The organism is Cupriavidus phytorum, from assembly GCF_003254285.1.
In the GTDB taxonomy this organism is placed as follows: domain Bacteria; phylum Pseudomonadota; class Gammaproteobacteria; order Burkholderiales; family Burkholderiaceae; genus Cupriavidus; species Cupriavidus phytorum.
The window spans coordinates 42501-59236 of the sequence record NZ_QKZN01000003.1; the positions used below are offsets into that span (position 1 = coordinate 42501).

The following is a 16736-nucleotide window of genomic DNA, read 5'->3' on the forward strand; positions in this document are numbered from 1 at the left end:
TTGGGCTTGTTATGGCGGCAGTCAAGGTGTCCGTGGATCGATCACCAGCCGCACCGACAGTGGATTGCTGCCGGCATCGCGGGCCAGGTCGATGCGACGTGGCACCTGGCTGGCTGCGGTGCCGGCGGCTGGTGTCTCCTGCCAGGCGACGTAGCGCACGGTCCAGCCGTTCTGCGCCAGCGTCTCCAGCCGGCCCTGCTGGTCGCGCGTGGCACGCGCCGGCGTGCCCTGGGTGGGACGCCCGTGCAGCCAGTCGCGCATGCCGGCCACCGGCAGCGCGAAGCCCAGAGCTTCCTCCATCAGGGTATCGACTTCGGGCGCGTTGCGCGGCGGCTGGTTGGGCAGGTCGAGCGTGGCGCCCGACGGCGTCGCGGTGACCACGGCCAGGGTCTGGCCGAGCGGCGAGACCAGGTCGAGCCGCACGTTGCGGCCCTGCTCCTCCCAGCGGAAGCTGCCCTGCACGCCCTCGTCGCGCCCGTAGCGCACGTAATTGGCGGAAAAGCGGCCGGTGTACTGCTGGCTCGCGGCGTCCTGGTCGACATCGAAATTGCGCGACGGCGCCACGCTGGCGCACGCCTGCAGCAGCAGGGGCGCGCCAAGGCAAAGCAGCGCCAGGCGTCGGGATCGGTTCATGGGCATGATCGTGAGGACGGCGGCGCGGCGGCCGCCGGGCTGACGGGAATGCGGCGCCGCGGACCGGCGTGCCGGCCGCGGCGCGCGGGCTACCTGGATGGCTGCACGTTGACCTTGTAGCGGCGCAGCGTGTCGATCAGGGTCTCGTTCTCCGGATCGATGCGCACCGCCTCGGTCCACGTCTTGCGGGCCTCGTCGTGTTCGCCGAGCTGCCACAGCACCTCGCCGAGGTGCGCGCCGATTTCAGCCTCGGGGGCCTTGGCATAGGCGTTGCGCAGCAGCGCCGCCGCGGGCTGCAGGTCGCCCATGCGGAATTTGACCCAGGCCAGGCTGTCCATGATGTACGGATCGTCCGGACCCAGCTCGGAGGCACGCTCCAGCAGCTTGAGCGCCTCGGGCAGGCGCTCGTTGCGATCCGCCAGCGAATAGCCGAGGGCGTTGTAGCCCTGCTTCTGCTGCGGCTGCAGCGCAATCACGCGGCGCAGCCCGGTTTCCATGCTGGCGTAGCGCTTCTGGCGCTCGTCGAGCATGGCCAGCTCGTAGATCCAGTCGGCGTTGTCGGGCTCCGCCGCGATGCGGTCGTTGAGCACCTTGCGGGCGCGGTCATAGGCCTTGCTCTCCATCAGCGTGGCCACTTCGGCCTGGCGGATGGCGGTCACGCGCTGCGAGCGCTGGCCGGGATCGGGGATGTCCTCGGCGTCGCTGAGCATCTCGCCGAACAGCGCCTGGGCGTCGTCGAACTTGCCCATGCGCGCCAGCAGCTGGGCACGCTTGGCGGTGGCCGCCGGCGCGAGGCGGATGTCCTCGATGCGGTCGAGCCAGCGGATCGCGCCGGCGTAGTCCTTGCGCTCCTCGGCGATCTGCGCCAGGTACTGGTAGGCGATATCGGGATTCGCGCTGGGTTGTTTTTCGACCAGCTGCAGGTATTCCTGCAGGTACTGCTCGGCCTCGCCGTAGTTCTTCGCCTGCAGGCTGGTCAGGCCCAGCGCCAGCGGCACGCGCGGGTCGGCGGGAGCCACCTTGCGCAGCGTCTCGAACTCCTGGCGGGCCGCCGGCATGTCGTTCTTCAGCAGGTACAGCCGCGCCAGCGTGATATGACCGTTGACCGATTCGGGCGACTTTTCCAGGAAGCGCTTGAGCACCGCCACGGCTTCGTCGGGCTGCTTCTCGGCACGCAGTTCGGCCGACATCAGCGCGGCCGCTTCATAACTAGGCCGCAGCCGCAAGGCCTGGTCGAGCGCGGCCAGCGCGCCCGGCTCGTCGCCGGCGACTTCGCGCGCGCGCGCCAGCGCCAGCTGGGTTTCGGGCAGCTTGGTTTCGTTGCGGGTCAGGTCCTGCAGCAGCGTGGCCGCGCCGGCCGGATCGCTGGTGCGCGACAGCTGCTGCTGCAGCTGCAGGATGGCATCGCCGCGCTGGCTGGCGGGCACCGCAGCCAGTTGCTGCTGCAGCAGCGGGCGGGCGTCGTCCCAGCGGCCGTTGAGTACCAGCAGCGTCGACAGCACCTGGCCGGCCGCCGGCGAGGACGGAGAAATCTCTTTCCACAGGCGCGCGGCGTCAAGCGCCTGCTGCGGGATGCGCGCATTGAAGGCGATCTCGGTTGCACGCTGGGCGAAGCGCGGGTCGCGGGTCTGGCGCGCCAGTTCCAGGTAAGTGCGATAGGCCGGGCCGACCAGGCCGCGCTGGATGGAAATCTCGGCGGCCAGCACCATATAGACGATATCGTCGGTCAGCTCCAGCGACGGCAGTGCCGGCCGTGCGGGCTTGGCCGCCGGGGTGTCCGCCGCGGCCAGTTGCAGCATGGGCAGCGAACCGGCGCCGACCGGCGGCGCGGCATGGCTGGTGCCCGCCGCCGCGGCCAGCAGCGTACCGGCGGCCAGTGCGCGCACGTGGCGCCGCGGCGCCTGCCACCAGCGGGCCAGGGTGCCGGCACGGCGTGCCGTGCGCGAGCCGGCGCCCGGCGATGTGGTCAGGCCGCCGCCCGCGGTGGCTTGCAACGTGGAGTCCGGCATCAGGTCCGGCATCAGGTCCGACATGTATTGAGTGCTCCGGGGCGCGCTGGCGAAGGATGGGAGTTTGCGCATTGATAAGGGCATTGTAGCCTGCCGCTACAATGCGCTGCTTGGCGCCGCAGGCCGGCGCTGCCAGGCGCTGCAGGAGTTTTGAGCGGTAACCAACGGAGAGGTTCGATGCCTGAATTGCCCGAGGTCGAGGTGACCCGGCGCGGCTTGCTGCCGCATGTGGTGGGGCGGCGCATCGCCGCGGTCACGGTACGCCACCGCGGCCTGCGCTGGCCGGTCGACCCCGAACTCGAAGCCTGCCTGGCCCAGCGCCTGGTGCGCCGCATCGAGCGCCGCGGCAAGTATCTGCTGCTTGAATGCGTCAGCGCTGACGCGGCGCAGCCGACCGGCTGGCTGCTTGTGCATCTCGGCATGACGGGCACGCTGAGGGTGCTGCCCGAGGCACCGCCGCCTGGCGCGCACGACCACTTCGACCTGGTGCTCGACGCCGGGCCAGGCGCAGCGTCGACAGCTGTGCCAGGCCAGCAGCCAGGCACCATCGTGCTGCGCTTTCGCGATCCGCGCCGCTTCGGCGCCATCCTCTGGACCACGCTGCCGGAGGCGGAACTGCCATCGCATCCGCTGCTGAGCACCCTCGGCATCGAGCCATTCGATCCGGCCTTCGACGGCGCCTGGTTGCACCGCCATACGCGCGGCCGCAATGCCGCGATCAAGACCGTGCTGCTGTCCGGCGCGATCGTGGTGGGCGTGGGCAACATCTACGCGTCCGAGAGCCTGTTCCGTGCCGGCATCCACCCGACCACCCCGGCAGGGCGCCTGAGCCGCGCGCGTTGCGACCGCCTGGCGCAGGCGGTGCGGGACACCCTGGCGCAGGCGATCGAGCGCGGCGGCAGCACGCTGCGCGACTTTGTCGGCAGCGACGGTGCCAGCGGCTACTTCCAGCTCGATTGCTTTGTCTACGACCGCGCCGGCCTGCCATGCAAGGTGTGCGCCAAACCGGTGCGCCAGATCGTCCAGGGCCAGCGTTCGACCTTCTATTGCACCAACTGCCAGCACTGACCAGCGCGCGGAGTGCTTAAGGGACCGCCCGCTGCCGCGGGTCGATGGGTCGGCGCAACAGTGGCGGGGTGACTGCCATCCAAGGGACGCGAATTCCACAAAAGCGTCTTGGAAACCTGTATCGTGTGCGCAGTCATAAAAAGTTACAAAATGGCCGGCCGCGCAAGAACGGCAGGGGGCGGACCGGCATTGCGTGAACACGGGCATGCCGCGCAGGGTGGCGGGCCCCGAGGCAAAACCAAGTCAGCCCAACAGGTCCATGACAACGCTCGCCCACCAATTCGAACAATACGGCGCCTGGAGAACCGGGGTCCTCCAGTCACTGGCCGAATTCCAGTCCTGGCTGCAGCAGACCGACCTGTACGATGCGCAGGCCGACGACCGCGTGCAGCGCATCCAGAGCGTGCTGCGCAGCGACCGCCTCAAGGTTGCCTTCATCGCCGAGTTCTCGCGCGGCAAGAGCGAGCTGATCAACGCCATCTTCTTTGCCGACTACGGGCGCCGCATCCTGCCGTCTTCGGCGGGGCGCACCACCATGTGCCCGACCGAGCTGCGCTACGACGAGGCCGAGCCGCCCAGCATCCGTCTGCTGCCGATCGAGACGCGCCTGCAGGACGCCTCCACCGCCGACTTCATCGAGGCCGGCACCTCGGCTTCGCACTGGCATTCGGTGCCGCTGGATCCGTCGTCGCCCGAGGGCATGCTCGAGGCGTTCCAGCACGTGGTGCAGACCATGCGGGTGCCGCCGGAGCAGGCCGAGGCGCTGGGGCTGTACCACGAGAACGACCCCGATGCCGCCTATGCGGTCGATGCCGAGGGCATGGTCGAGATCTCGCGCTGGCGCCACGCTGTCATCAATTTCCCGCATCCGCTGCTGCGCCAAGGCCTGGTGATCCTCGACACGCCGGGCCTGAATGCGATCGGCACCGAGCCCGAGCTGACGCTGCGGCTGATCCCGGATGCGCACGTGGTGGTGTTCGTGCTGGCCGCCGACGCCGGCGTGACCAAGAGCGACCTCGAGCTGTGGCGCAGCCATGTCGGCGCCGGGCACCGGCGCGGCTGCCTGGCGGTGCTCAACAAGATCGACGGGCTGTGGGATCCGCTGCGCCAGCCCGGCGAGATCACGCAGGAGATCGCGCGGCAGGTGTCGACCACCGCGCAGGTGCTTGGCATCGAGCAATCGCGCGTGTATCCGGTGTCGGCGCAGAAGGGGCTGGTGGCCAAGGTCACGCACGACGACACCCTGCTCGCGCGCAGCGGCCTGCCGGAGTTCGAGCATGTGCTGTCGGACCAGCTGATTCCGCGCCGGCGCGAGATCGTCTCGGACCAGGTGTACCGGCTGGTGCAGGACATGGCGCGCGCCGCGCAGCAACTGCTGCAGAGCCGCCGCCGCGATATCGTCGAGCAGCTGTTCGAGCTGCGCGGCCTGCGCGGCAAGAACCATGCGATGGTCAAGCACATGCTGATGCGGGTGCAGGGCGAGAAGGACGAGTTCGAGCAGAGCATCAGCAAGTTCCAGGCGCTGCGCCTGGTCTTCGGCCGGCACAGCGCCGACATCATCAAGAGCCTGCAATTGCGCGACGTGCGCCGCACCATGCGCAGCGCGCGCGAGCAGATGAAGGAGCGCTTCTTTTCGCGCGGCCTGCGCGAGGACATGGACGCCTTGTTCGCGCAGCTGAGCGGGCTGGTCAGCGATGCCGACAACAAGATCGGCCAGCTGCACCAGCTGATCGAAAGCATGTACCGCCGCTTCAATGCCGAGCACGGCTTCACGCTGCCGGCGCCGATGCAGTTCACCGCCGAGCGCTACCTGGCCGAGCTGCAGGAAACGCTGCGGCTGGTGCAGGCGCATTTCGGCACGGTCAACATGCTGACGCGGTCGCGCCCGCAGCTGGTGCAAAGCGCGTTCAACACCATGGCCAGCCGCGTGCTGGAGAATTTCCGCGGCCTCAACCGCGATATCGAGGTCTGGCTCAAGTCGGTGATGACGCCGCTGGAAGCGCAGGTGCGCGAACATCAGAAGCAGCTGCGCCGGCGTGTCGATTCGATCGAGCGCATCCATGAGGCCACTGACACGCTGGAAAGCCGCATCGCGCAGCTGGAGGAAGTGCTGAACGGGCTGGACGAACGCAGCGGGCACATCGAGAGCTTCGCGCAGCGGCTGATGCGGCCGGCGGCCGATGCAGACAACGCCAGCCTGGCGGTAGCGTAGCCGCGCCTGGCCCGTCCCGCCGGCCGGTATATCATGTGGCGCCGCGCCTTGCGGCGCCTTTTTCTTTGGCGCGCCGATGCCCAATGTCCGCTCGCCACGCAGTTGCCACACCGATGCCCCGCAAACCAGCCCCCCGTACCGCACCAGCCCTGCCTGATGACCTTTGTGTGCCCCCCGACTTCGGCGCGCGCGTCGTCACGTGGCAGCGCCGGCACGGCCGGCACGACCTGCCGTGGCAGAACACCCGCGACCCGTACCGGATCTGGCTGTCCGAGATCATGCTGCAGCAGACCCAGGTCAGCGCGGTGATCGACTACTTCCAGCGCTTCGTCGCGCAACTGCCCACGGTGCAGGACCTGGCCGCTGCGCCTGCGGACCAGGTGATGGCGCTGTGGGCCGGGCTGGGCTATTACTCGCGCGCGCGCAACCTGCACCGCTGCGCCATGCAAGTGGTCAGCGAGCATGGCGGGCGCTTCCCCACCGACCCCGCGGTGCTGGTCACGTTGCCGGGCATCGGCCGCTCCACCGCGGCCGCCATTGCCGCGTTCAGCGCGGGGGTGCGTTCGCCGATCCTGGACGGCAACGTCAAGCGCGTGTTCGCGCGCTGCTTCGGCATCCATGGCCATCCGGGCGAGCGCGCGGTGGAAACGCGCATGTGGCAACTGGCGGAACTGGCCTTGCCCGTGCCCGGCCCGCGGCAGGCCGACGACATGGTCGCCTATACGCAGGGGCTGATGGACCTGGGCGCGACGGTGTGCTCGCGCGGCAAGCCCGCCTGCCTGGCCGATGCCTCGGCGTGCCCGCTGTCCGCCGATTGCGTCGCGCGCCGCGACGGCCTGACCGGCGTGCTGCCCGCGCCCAGGCCGCGCGCGGCGATCCCCGAGCGCAGCACGGTGATGCTGCTGGTGCGGCGCGAGCGCGAAGTGCTGCTGCGCCTGCGTCCGGACAGCGGCATCTGGGGCGGCCTGTGGAGCCTGCCGGAGATGCCGGTCGACACCGTGCCCTTCGACGCGGAAGACGCCGAGGCCCGCGCGCTCGACTACGCGCGCGCGTTCGGCACCCCCGCGCGCGCCGTGCTGGCCGGCGAGCTGACCCATGTGTTCACGCACTTCCGCCTGCTGATCCGCGCCATCCGGGTCGACCTGAATGCGGAGGCGAACGTGGCGCGGCAGGACAGCGCGACACCGGCCGGGCAGCGCTGGCTGTCGCTCGACGATCTCGATGCGCTGGGCACCCCCGCGCCGGTGCGCCGCCTGCTGGAGGACCAGGCGCGCGTGGGTTTGTTCTGAAGCTGGGCAGGGCGGGGAGGACGGCCGCCCTAAAGCATGTGGTTCTGTCGCATGTAGCGGTGCACGATCTCGATGCGCATGCCCGCGTCGGGCAGGGCCATCAGCATCTGCTTTGCCTTCAGCGGCACCGGCAGCAGTTCGCAAAGCCGGTTGGCGACCCAGCTCGGGTCGTCCCACAGGTAGGGCTCGTCGAACGGCATGCGGTCGGGCTGCTCGGCGTGCAGCCGCGTGACGATGCGGCGCAGTGCGTCCAGGCATTCGCCCAGCAGTTCGAGCTTGCAGTCGATGATGTCTGGCGGTAGCACGTCGGCGCGCGCCACCAGCAGGCCGTCGTCGCGGGTTTCGTGGCTGATGATATGGAAGCGCTCGCGGCCGCGCGCGCGGATCAGCAGCACGCCAAGCTGCTCCATGTTGCAGTCGACGATTTCCGCGAGGCAGCCGACCAGTTCGGGCACGGTGGGCTGGTTGGGCCGGGCCACTTCCTCGCCGCTGGCGATCAGGCAGACGCCGAACGGCGCGCTGTCGCGCAGGCAGTTGCGCACCATGTCGACATAGCGCGCCTCGAACACGCGCAACGGTAGCCGTCCACCGGGAAACAGCACCGTGTGCAGGGGGAACAGCGGCAGGTTTTCGAGCGTCCGGGGCGGGTCTTCGGATCCTGCCGGACGGTAGAGGTCGGTCGAGGACATGCGGTGCAGGCTTGGGGTCGCGCAGCATTGGGCCGCCAGGCCGACGCCGCGCTCAGAGGCCCCATGCTGCCCGGGGTGCGATGCCGCGTGCGTCAGCCCGCCGGTGCGAGCTCTCGGTGTCTGACCAGCACATTACCATGTGCCCGGAAATAGTTGGCGAGCCTTTCGGCAATATAGACCGAGCGATGCTGTCCGCCGGTGCAGCCGATCGCCACGGTCAGGTAGCTGCGGTTGTCTGCAATGAAGCTTGGCAGCCACTTTTCCACGTAGGCGCGGATATCCTCGGCCATCGCCAGCACCATCGGCTGGGCCTGCAGGAAGTCGATCACCGGCACGTCGCGGCCTGTCAGCGGCCGCAGCGCCAGGTCGTAGTACGGGTTGGGCAGCGAGCGCACGTCGAACACCATGTCGGCATCGCTGGGCACGCCGTGCTTGAAGCCGAACGACTCGAACAGCAGCGTCAGGCGCTGGCTGTCGTCGCGGATCAGCTCCTTGATCCAGCTGCGCAGCGTATTGGTGCGCACATTGCTGGTGTCGATGCGGTGCGCGGCCTCGGCAAGCGGGCTCAGCAGCGCGCGCTCCATCTCGATCGCTTCCATCAGCGCCGTGTCGTTGAAGGCGCCGCCGCCGCCGGCTGCGCCGTCGGTGCGGGCCGACAGCGGATGGCGGCGGCGCGTCTCGGAGTAGCGCTGCACCAGGGCATCGGTGCTGGCGGTCAGGAAAATCACCTCGACCTGGTGCTCGGCGGCCAGCGCGCGCACGGTGTCGGGCAACTGGTCGAGCGACTCGCGGCTGCGGATGTCGGTAGCCACGCCCAGGTGCGTGTAGCCCTGAGCGTCGAGGTAGCGGGTCAGTTCAGGGATGAACTGCGCCGGCAGGTTGTCCACGCAGTAATAGCCTGCATCTTCGAGGACGTTCAGTGCGACGGACTTGCCGGAACCGGATATGCCGGTGATGAGGATGATGCGCATAGCAACTGAAGCATAGCATCAGGTGCCGGCTGCGTCATGACAGCTGTTTGACAGCAGAAAAAATGGCGAACCTCCAGGTTCGCCATTTCGCCAGTGGTGGCGCTCAGGCTGCCTTCGACAGGCATTCCTTCATGTAGGCCTTGTATTCGTCGCCCTTCTTGCCCTTGCCCGACTTGCTGCAGGCCGCCATCTTGTCCTGCTGGGTCTTGGGCGCGCCGGACTTCGACAGGCATTCCTTCATGAATGCCTTGCGTTCGTCGCCTTTCTTGCCGGAGGCCTGCGCGTTGCAGGCCTTCATCTTGTCCTGCTGGGTGTTGGCCGCGGGCTTGTCCGGGTTGGCCGGGGTAGCAGGCGTGGCCGGCACGGCAGGCGTTGCCGGGGCCGCGGCCGACGGCTTGGCCGGCGTGGCAGGGGTGGCCGGCGTGGCGGTCTGCGCAAAGGCGCTGGCGGCGAACAGCGGGGTCACCAGCGCGCACACTGCAATCAGGGTCTTCATGCTTGCTCTCCTCGGGGGTGGACAACCTTATCGCCGCGCGCCGGGGTCGGCGTTGCAGCTTCCGTAACGGGCGTGATGCCCATTACAGCACAAAACGGAGCACGCCTGAGAAACGTTGACGAATGCTTGCCACGCCGTTGTAAGCAATTGAAAACCGCGGCGGACGAAGGCTTACAGCAGCCGGCCCTGGCCGCGCGAGACCGCATCGGCCTGCATCGCGGCGCGCTGGCGGTCCATGAAGTCGCGCAGCGTGTCGATGCCGCGCAGGCGCAGGATGGTGTTGCGCACGGCGGCCTCGACCAGCACGGCAAGGTTGCGGCCGGCCGCCACCTGGATCTTGACCATGTGGATGGGGAGCCCGAGCACGTCGAGGTACTGCGAATCCAGCGGCAGCCGCTCGAATTCGCCGTCGTTGCGCCGCACCAGCTGCACCACCAGCTTGATCTTCATCTTCCGCCGCACCGCGGTCTCGCCGAAGATGGTCTTGATGTCGAGCAGCCCCAGGCCGCGCACTTCAAGAAGGTTTTGCAGCAGCGGCGGGCAGCGGCCCTCGATGAAATCCGGCCCCAGCCGGACGAAATCGACGGCGTCATCGGCCACCAGGCCGTGGCCGCGCGAGATCAGTTCCAGGCCCAGTTCGCTCTTGCCCAGGCCCGATTCGCCCATGATCAGCACGCCCATGCCGAGGATGTCGAGGAACACGCCGTGCATGGTCACGCGCGGCGCCGAGATGCGCGACAGGTACAGGCGCAGGTGGTCGATCACCGCGGCCGACGACACCGGCGTGGTGAACAGCGGCGTCGACGAGCGCGTGCAGCGCAGTTCCAGGTCCGGCGGCGGCTCCATGCCGTCGGCGATCACCAGGAACGGCGGCTCCAGCAGGATCAGCTCGCCCATCTGGCGCTTGCGGGTCTCGTCGTCGAGCCGCTGGTAGTACGTGATTTCGGGCTTGCCGAGGACCTGGATCCGGTTCGGGTGGATCAGGTTGAGGTGGCCCACCAGGTCTGCGGCGGAGGTCGCTTCGCGGGCAAATTCTACGTCAAAGGCGCGGTCCGCGCCCTCCAGGCCAGCGACCCACGAGAGTTTGAGGTCGGCTGCGTTGTCGTCGAAGATGGACTGGGAGGTGACGCCGGTGAGTTCCATGCGGTATGGCTGGTAAGGCGGTGTTCGAAGCGCGTGGCGCTTGCCCGGTCTGGTGCCGGCCCGCTGCGGGGGAGTCAGTGGATCAGGGATGCCATGCGATCAGCAGTTCGTGCACGGCATCGGGCGTGGGCAGGGTCGCCAGGCCCTCGCGCATGTCGCGATCCGACAGCAGTTGCGCGATCTCGGACAGGATTTCCAGGTGCTGCTGCGTCGCCTGTTCGGGCACCAGCAGGAAGATCAGCAGCGAAACCGGCTTGCCGTCCGGCGATTCGAACGGAATCGGCTCGGCCAGGCGCATGAAGGCGGCAAGGGGCTGCTTCAGGCCCTTGATGCGCCCATGCGGAATCGCCACGCCGGCGCCCAGTCCGGTCGAGCCCAGCGACTCGCGCGCGAACAGGTTGTCGGTGACGATGGCGCGAGCCACGCCATGGTTGTTCTCGAAGAGGAGCCCGGCCTGCTCGAACACACGTTTCTTGCTGGTGACGCTGACGTCGAGGGTGATGTTGCCGGGTGGCAGCAATTTGGCCAAACGATTCATGGGCGATGCGCAGGATTTCAGTTAGCGGGCGGATCGTTCCGCCGGGCAGCGGCTGCCTCCCTGACCGCCGCCAGCGCGGGGAAGACGTCCGGCCCATTATAGAGCAGCGGCTACCCTTGCATTGTGCGGTGCAGCGCGTGCAGGCGCGGCCACGATTTCTCTCTCTTTGTATGGCGCAGCATACACCTTGACGCTGCGCTTGCGAACATTTCGGCTTCCATGCGTGGCAAGGTTTGCTCCGCTGCCACAGCCGGCACTGTGCCAGGGCGCAAAAAAGCCGCGCTTCGTGGCGCGGCTTGCCTGTGGAATCCTTGGTTCAGCAGCCCTCTGCGGAGCTGCCGGGCACGGGTTTATTGCTGCATTTGCGCTGCGGCCATCTGGTACTTGACCGCTTCACGGTCGTGGCCTTGCACGCGATCCTTGTAGCGAATCACCTGACGGTCCAGCTTGTCGACGAGTGCGTCGATCGCCGCATACAGGTCTTCGTGATGCGCCTCGACAAAGATGTCCTTGCCCTTTAGATGCAGATTGATTTCCGCGTACTGACGCCGGTCCTTTTCCTTGTGATTGTCGACAGAGAGCAGCACGCTAACGCCAATGACTTGATCGAAATGCCTGACGATTCGCTCCAGCTTCGTTTCCACGTACTCACGCAGAGGGGGCGTGATGTCCAGGTGGTGTCCACTGATCTTGAAGTTCATAGCGCTTCTCCTTCTGAAAGAGCCTCACCAGGCAGGCGGTGGGCTCGGCTACAAAGACTTGCGGAGATTCACTGCGGGGATCTTCAGGGCTTCGCGATATTTGGCAACGGTGCGGCGTGCGACAACGAAGCCTTGCTCACCCAGCAGTTCGGCGATGCGACTGTCGGAAAGGGGATTCCTCGGGTCTTCGGCTCCTATCAGTTGCTTGATCAAGGCGCGGATGGCCGTTGATGAAGCCGCGCCACCGGTTTCGGTGGACACGTGGCTGCCGAAGAAGTACTTCAGTTCGAAAGTACCCATCGGCGTGGCCATGTATTTATTGGTCGTCACCCGGGAGATGGTTGACTCGTGTAAACCCAGTGTATCGGCAATCTCCCGCAAAACCAAGGGGCGCATGGCGATTTCACCGTGGGTGAAAAAGTTCTTTTGACGCTCGACAATGGCCTGCGAGACACGCAGGATGGTGTCGAACCTTTGCTGGATATTCTTGATCAGCCAGCGTGCCTCTTGCAGCTTCTGCTGCAGTCCCGCGGTGCCGGTCTCGCCTTTGGCGCCGCGCAGGATCTGCGCATACATATCGTTGATGCGCAGCCTCGGCATCACATCCGGATTGAGCTGTGCGATCCAACCGCCGCCGCTCTTGCGCACGAACACGTCGGGCACGACGAAATCGGCTTCGGGGCGGCTGTACGCGTGCCCCGGGTAGGGCGCCAGCGAGCGGATCAGATCATGCGCGGCCTTCAGCGCGACTTCATCGACCTGCAGGGCCTTCTTCAGTCGCGTGTAGTCGCGTACCGCAAGCAGTTCCAGGTGATGGGTGACGATGGTCAGCGCCAGTTCGCGCTGCGGGTGGGTCAGGCGGCGCAATTGCAGCGCCAGGCATTCGGCGGCATTGCGCGCGCCCACGCCGGCCGGGTCGAAGCTCTGCAGCAGCGTCAGGATGGCGTGGACTTCGTCGGGGTCGAACTCGAGTTCTTCGGGCAGTTCCGCGCAAATCTCTTCGAGCGAGGCGCTCAGGTAGCCATCGTCGTCGAGCGATTCGATCAGGAAGATGGCGAGCCCCTTGTCGCGCGCCGAGATCTTCAGCGGCGTCAGCTGCTCCATCAGGTATTCGCGCAGCGTGGGCTCGGCATCGCGCAGCTGCATCGGCGTCTTTTCGTCCTCGTCGCCTTGCGGCCGGCGGGCGAAGTCGTCCAGGCTCCAGTCGCTGTTGCCGTAGTCGTCGCCGCTACTGTTGTCGCCGTAGCTGTCATCGGCGGCGCCTTCGGCGCGGGCGTCGCCATTGCCCTGGGGCTCGGCGGGGGCGGGCGCGGGCGCGCTCTGTACGTTGACCGAGCCATCGGCGGCCACGCGCAGCGGGCTTTCGATCCAGTCGTTCTCCCGCTCGAGCAGCGGGTTTTCCGTCAGCGCCTGTTCGACTTCCTGCTGCAGTTCCAGCGTGGAAAGCTGCAGCAGCCGGATCGACTGCTGCAGCTGCGGGGTCAGTGCCAGGTGCTGGGAGAGGCGGAGCTGTAGCGACGGTTTCATGCGACCTATTTTATGCGCATCTTTCCGATGTTGGAACGGAAATTGCTATCGCTTATGCGCCGTGATCGCCGCTGGCTCTCCCCGCCGCGCGGCCATGGCTGCCCGCGCCGGGCAGCCGTCTTGTCACATGCGGAAGTTCTCGCCCAGGTAGACGCGCCGCACGGCGTCATTGGCGATGATGTCTTCGGGCTGGCCCGCGGCCAGCACCGTGCCTTCGCTGATGATGTAGGCGTGGTCGCAGATGCCGAGCGTCTCGCGCACGTTGTGGTCGGTGATCAGCACGCCGATATTGCGCGCCTTCAGGAAGCTGACGATGCGCTGGATCTCGCCCACGGCGATCGGGTCCACGCCGGCGAAGGGTTCGTCGAGCAGGATGAAGCGCGGCGACGACGCCAGCGCGCGCGCGATTTCCACGCGGCGGCGCTCGCCGCCGGACAGCGACAGCGCCGGGTTGTTGCGCAGGTGCGCGATCTGCAGGTCGTCGAGCAGGGAGTCCAGGCGGCGCTCGATCTCGGCCTTGGCCAGCGGCTTGCCCTTGTCGATCTGCAGCTCGAGCACCGCGCGGATGTTCTCCTCGACGTTGAGCTTGCGGAACACCGAGGCTTCCTGCGGCAGGTACGACAGCCCCATGCGCGCGCGCTCGTGAATCGGCAGGCCGCTGATGTGGTCGCCGTCGAGCACGATGTCGCCTTCGTCCAGCGCCACGAGGCCGACGATCATGTAGAACGACGTGGTCTTGCCCGCGCCGTTGGGGCCGAGCAGCCCGACCACCTCGCCGCTCTTGACGTCGAGCGAGACGTCCTTGACCACCGTGCGCGAGCCATAGCGCTTCTTCAGGTGGCGCACGACCAGCGTGCTGCCGCCGGGCAGGACGGAGTTGGCTTCGACGACAGGCTTGTCGGCAATGGTGGCGGTATCGGTCATGGGTACGGTCAGGGTTTGTTGGCGGGCGCGGGCGCCGACTTCAGGTCCAGCGGCGAGCCGCCTGCGGTGCCGGACTTCTGGTCCTGACGCGGCGACAGCACCGCGCGCACGCGGCCGGACGGGTTGGCCGCAGCGGCATCGCCGCTGCCGCCGCCCGCCGCGGTATAGAGTTCCTTGCGGCTGTCATAGGTCAGCACCGCGCCGCGGATCTCGTCGAGCAGCTTGGCGCCCTGCAGCCGCGCCATGCGGGCATTGCCGATCAGCTTGGAGAATTCCTGCTTGCCGTCGTACTCGATGCGGTCGCCCCAGCCGTCGATGTATTCGTCGACGCCTTCGCGCTTCTGGCGGATATAGGCCTGCTTGCCCGGCTTCGACGTCGCCACGGCGAACTGGTAGCCCTCGGGGTCGGTGCGCAGCTCGGCGGCGTCGGACTTCAGGATCATGGTGCCCTTGGTCAGCACCACGTTGCCGGTCAGCGTATAGATCTGCTTGACGTCGTCATAGCTGGCGTTGTCCGCCTCGAGCACCATCGGCTTGTCGCGGTCCGCGCGCTCGGCAAGGGCAGGCTGTGCCAGCAGGCCGAAGGCCAGGGCCAGCGCGATCAGGGCCGGGGCGGTGCGTCGACGGGACGATGTCGTCAGGGAAGCGGTCATGTTGGCAGGGTTGCTTGAGGGCGTCTGGATGCGTGGTGGTGCGGTTTGCGCGGACTTTGGCGCGTGCGCTGCAGGGCGGTGCCGGCCGGCACCGCGTGGGCGGCTGCGCCGGACCGGGAGTCAGGACCCTGGCGCACGGCCGGGGGACGGCCCGGTGATGATGGTGCCGCGTACGTTGCCGAGCAATTGTACTTCGCGGGTGACGTTGTTGAAGATCAGTCCATTGGCGGTCATGACCGACGGGCCGCGCGTCAGCTTGACCGGCTTGTCGGTCTTGACGATGTCGTCATTGACCAGCAGCTGGAAATAGCTCGATGCCGCGGTCAGCTGCGGATCCTTGGACGGATCCTTGCCCTGCTGGCGCAGCACGTAGCCATTGCCGTACAGGTCGATCACCGTGCCTTCGGCGTTCATGCGGCCGATGTCGGCGCGCGCGGTCACCGGCGGGCGGTCCGGCTCGTACGCGCGCATCGCGGGACGCGTGACCTCGTAGGTCTGGTCGTCCTCGAAATGGACCATGCGCTCGCCGGTGAAGCGGATCTTGGTGCTGCCGTCCGGTGCCAGCTCGGTGGCCGAGAAGCGGTCCATGAAGTAATCCGGCTCGTGCTTCTTGGCGGTCTGCGCGGCCTGGTCTTCCTTGGGGGAGTTGATCTGGACCAGCCAGAACGTGCTGCCCGCCACGATGGCCATCAGCAGCAGCGGCAGCAGCCGCATGACGATGCCGCTGAGGGAGGCGAGAAGTGCCTGCATGGTGTCCTTGGCGTTGTGCTGCCGGTGCCGTCGGTGCGCCGGCTCAGATGACCTTGGCGCGGGTCAGGTCGTGGATATGCAGCGCGCCGGTCAGGCGCCCGTCGTCGTCCACCACCAGCAGCTGGTTGATGCGGTTGGCTTCCATCACCTGCACGGCTTCCACCGCGAGCTGGTCCTGGTTGACCACGTGCGGGTTGCGGTGCATGACCTCGCCGATCGGCACCGTCTTCCAGTCGCGCGGGGTTTCCAGCAGGCGGCGCAGGTCGCCGTCGGTGAACACGCCGATGGCGCGCCCGTCGGGATCGACCACCGCGGTCATGGCCATGCCCTTGCGCGTGATTTCCATCAGCGCCTGGGCCAGCGGCGTGCTTTCGCGCACTTCGGGCACGGCGTTGCCGGTGCGCATCACGTCGCGTACGTGGGTCAGCAGCTTGCGCCCGAGCGCGCCGCCGGGGTGGGAGCGGGCGAAGTCTTCCTCGCCGAAGCCGCGCGCATCGAGCACCGCCACCGCGAGCGCGTCGCCAAGCGCCAGCGCGGCGGTGGTGCTGGCGGTCGGGGCCAGGTTGAGCGGGCAGGCTTCCTTCTCGACCGCCGCGTCCAGGTGGACGTCGGCCAGCTTGGCCAGATTGGAGTCCGGGTTGCCGGTGACCGAGATCAGGCGGGCGCCGATGCGCTTGACGATCGGGATGATCGACAGCAGCTCGCCGGTCTCGCCGGAATTGGAGAAGGCGATCAGCACGTCGTCGCGCGTGACCATGCCGAGGTCGCCGTGGCTGGCTTCGGCCGGGTGCACGAAAAACGCGGGGGTGCCGGTCGAGGCCAGCGTGGCCGCGACCTTGCGGCCGATATGGCCGGACTTGCCGATGCCGGAAACGACCACGCGCCCGGTGCATTGCAGGATCAGCTGCACGGCATGGGCAAAGTCGCCGTTCAGGCGGCCGGAAAGTGCGGAAACCGCATCGGCTTCGGTCTGGAGCGTGTCGCGGGCGAGCCTGAGTGCTCGATCCGCATCGAAATTAGCTATCATGGCGACGAAGTATACCAACGAATGCGACCGCACCTTGGCCGACCCACGGCGCGCGTCGCGCTCGCCCGTGCTCGCCGTAGTTCCGCCGGCAGGGTGCCCGTGCCGG

The 16736-nt window shown here is 67.6% G+C and carries 16 protein-coding genes; 3 read left to right on the forward strand and 13 right to left on the reverse strand.

Annotated elements, in window-relative coordinates; all coding sequences use genetic code 11:
• Positions 1 to 21: 21 nt before the first annotated feature.
• Positions 22 to 633, reverse strand: coding sequence for a lipoprotein insertase outer membrane protein LolB (lolB, locus tag C7416_RS08590; RefSeq protein WP_111518199.1), 612 nt, complete (start codon positions 631 to 633; stop codon positions 22 to 24).
• A gap of 89 nt (positions 634 to 722) precedes the next feature.
• Entirely contained in the window at positions 723 to 2666 is a 1944-nt protein-coding gene (locus C7416_RS08595; RefSeq protein WP_111518201.1) for a tetratricopeptide repeat protein, read from the reverse strand.
• 153 nt (positions 2667 to 2819) lie between these two features.
• On the opposite strand from C7416_RS08595, the gene mutM reads away from it, so the two are divergent.
• The 3 genes from mutM to mutY all read left to right on the forward strand — a co-directional run bounded on the left by mutM (position 2820) and on the right by mutY (position 7211).
• Positions 2820 to 3710, forward strand: coding sequence for a bifunctional DNA-formamidopyrimidine glycosylase/DNA-(apurinic or apyrimidinic site) lyase (mutM, locus tag C7416_RS08600; RefSeq protein ID WP_111518203.1), 891 nt, complete (start codon positions 2820 to 2822; stop codon positions 3708 to 3710).
• Between the two features lie 259 nt (positions 3711 to 3969).
• A complete protein-coding gene (locus C7416_RS08605) occupies positions 3970 to 5922 on the forward strand; it encodes a dynamin family protein (RefSeq protein ID WP_111518205.1) in 1953 nt (650 codons plus the stop codon).
• Between the two features lie 113 nt (positions 5923 to 6035).
• Positions 6036 to 7211, forward strand: coding sequence for an A/G-specific adenine glycosylase (gene mutY / locus C7416_RS08610; protein WP_111518207.1), 1176 nt, complete (start codon positions 6036 to 6038; stop codon positions 7209 to 7211).
• Positions 7212 to 7240: 29 nt separating this feature from the next.
• Here mutY and C7416_RS08615 read toward each other — a convergent pair whose 3' ends face one another.
• The 11 genes from C7416_RS08615 to C7416_RS08665 all read right to left on the reverse strand — a co-directional run bounded on the left by C7416_RS08615 (position 7241) and on the right by C7416_RS08665 (position 16630).
• On the reverse strand, positions 7241 to 7900 hold the full coding sequence (locus C7416_RS08615) for an LON peptidase substrate-binding domain-containing protein (protein ID WP_111518209.1): 660 nt from the start codon (positions 7898 to 7900) through the stop codon (positions 7241 to 7243).
• A gap of 92 nt (positions 7901 to 7992) precedes the next feature.
• Positions 7993 to 8871 (reverse strand): RNase adapter RapZ, encoded by an 879-nt coding sequence (gene rapZ, locus C7416_RS08620; RefSeq protein WP_111518211.1) that lies wholly within the window; start codon positions 8869 to 8871, stop codon positions 7993 to 7995.
• A gap of 103 nt (positions 8872 to 8974) precedes the next feature.
• Positions 8975 to 9367: a PsiF family protein gene (locus C7416_RS08625; protein ID WP_111518213.1), complete on the reverse strand. Its 393-nt coding sequence runs from the start codon at positions 9365 to 9367 to the stop codon at positions 8975 to 8977.
• A gap of 171 nt (positions 9368 to 9538) precedes the next feature.
• Positions 9539 to 10510 (reverse strand): HPr(Ser) kinase/phosphatase, encoded by a 972-nt coding sequence (gene hprK / locus C7416_RS08630; RefSeq protein WP_012351664.1) that lies wholly within the window; start codon positions 10508 to 10510, stop codon positions 9539 to 9541.
• Between the two features lie 82 nt (positions 10511 to 10592).
• A complete protein-coding gene (locus tag C7416_RS08635) occupies positions 10593 to 11048 on the reverse strand; it encodes a PTS sugar transporter subunit IIA (RefSeq protein ID WP_018008706.1) in 456 nt (151 codons plus the stop codon).
• A gap of 350 nt (positions 11049 to 11398) precedes the next feature.
• Positions 11399 to 11749: a ribosome hibernation-promoting factor, HPF/YfiA family gene (gene hpf / locus C7416_RS08640; protein ID WP_010814386.1), complete on the reverse strand. Its 351-nt coding sequence runs from the start codon at positions 11747 to 11749 to the stop codon at positions 11399 to 11401.
• 48 nt (positions 11750 to 11797) lie between these two features.
• Complete coding sequence (locus C7416_RS08645) at positions 11798 to 13276, reverse strand: RNA polymerase factor sigma-54 (RefSeq protein ID WP_111518215.1); 1479 nt, start codon at positions 13274 to 13276, stop codon at positions 11798 to 11800.
• A gap of 123 nt (positions 13277 to 13399) precedes the next feature.
• Positions 13400 to 14200 carry an LPS export ABC transporter ATP-binding protein gene (lptB, locus tag C7416_RS08650; protein WP_111518217.1) on the reverse strand — a complete coding sequence of 267 codons (801 nt, stop codon included), beginning with the start codon at positions 14198 to 14200 and terminating at the stop codon, positions 13400 to 13402.
• 8 nt (positions 14201 to 14208) lie between these two features.
• The gene (gene lptA / locus C7416_RS08655; protein ID WP_111518219.1) at positions 14209 to 14853 is read right to left on the reverse strand and encodes a lipopolysaccharide transport periplasmic protein LptA; all 645 of its coding nucleotides are present in this window, start codon (positions 14851 to 14853) and stop codon (positions 14209 to 14211) included.
• A 120-nt stretch (positions 14854 to 14973) separates the two neighbouring features.
• The gene (gene lptC, locus C7416_RS08660) at positions 14974 to 15603 is read right to left on the reverse strand and encodes an LPS export ABC transporter periplasmic protein LptC (RefSeq protein WP_111518221.1); all 630 of its coding nucleotides are present in this window, start codon (positions 15601 to 15603) and stop codon (positions 14974 to 14976) included.
• 43 nt (positions 15604 to 15646) lie between these two features.
• A complete protein-coding gene (locus C7416_RS08665; protein ID WP_111519036.1) occupies positions 15647 to 16630 on the reverse strand; it encodes a KpsF/GutQ family sugar-phosphate isomerase in 984 nt (327 codons plus the stop codon).
• Between the last annotated feature and the right edge of the window lie 106 nt (positions 16631 to 16736).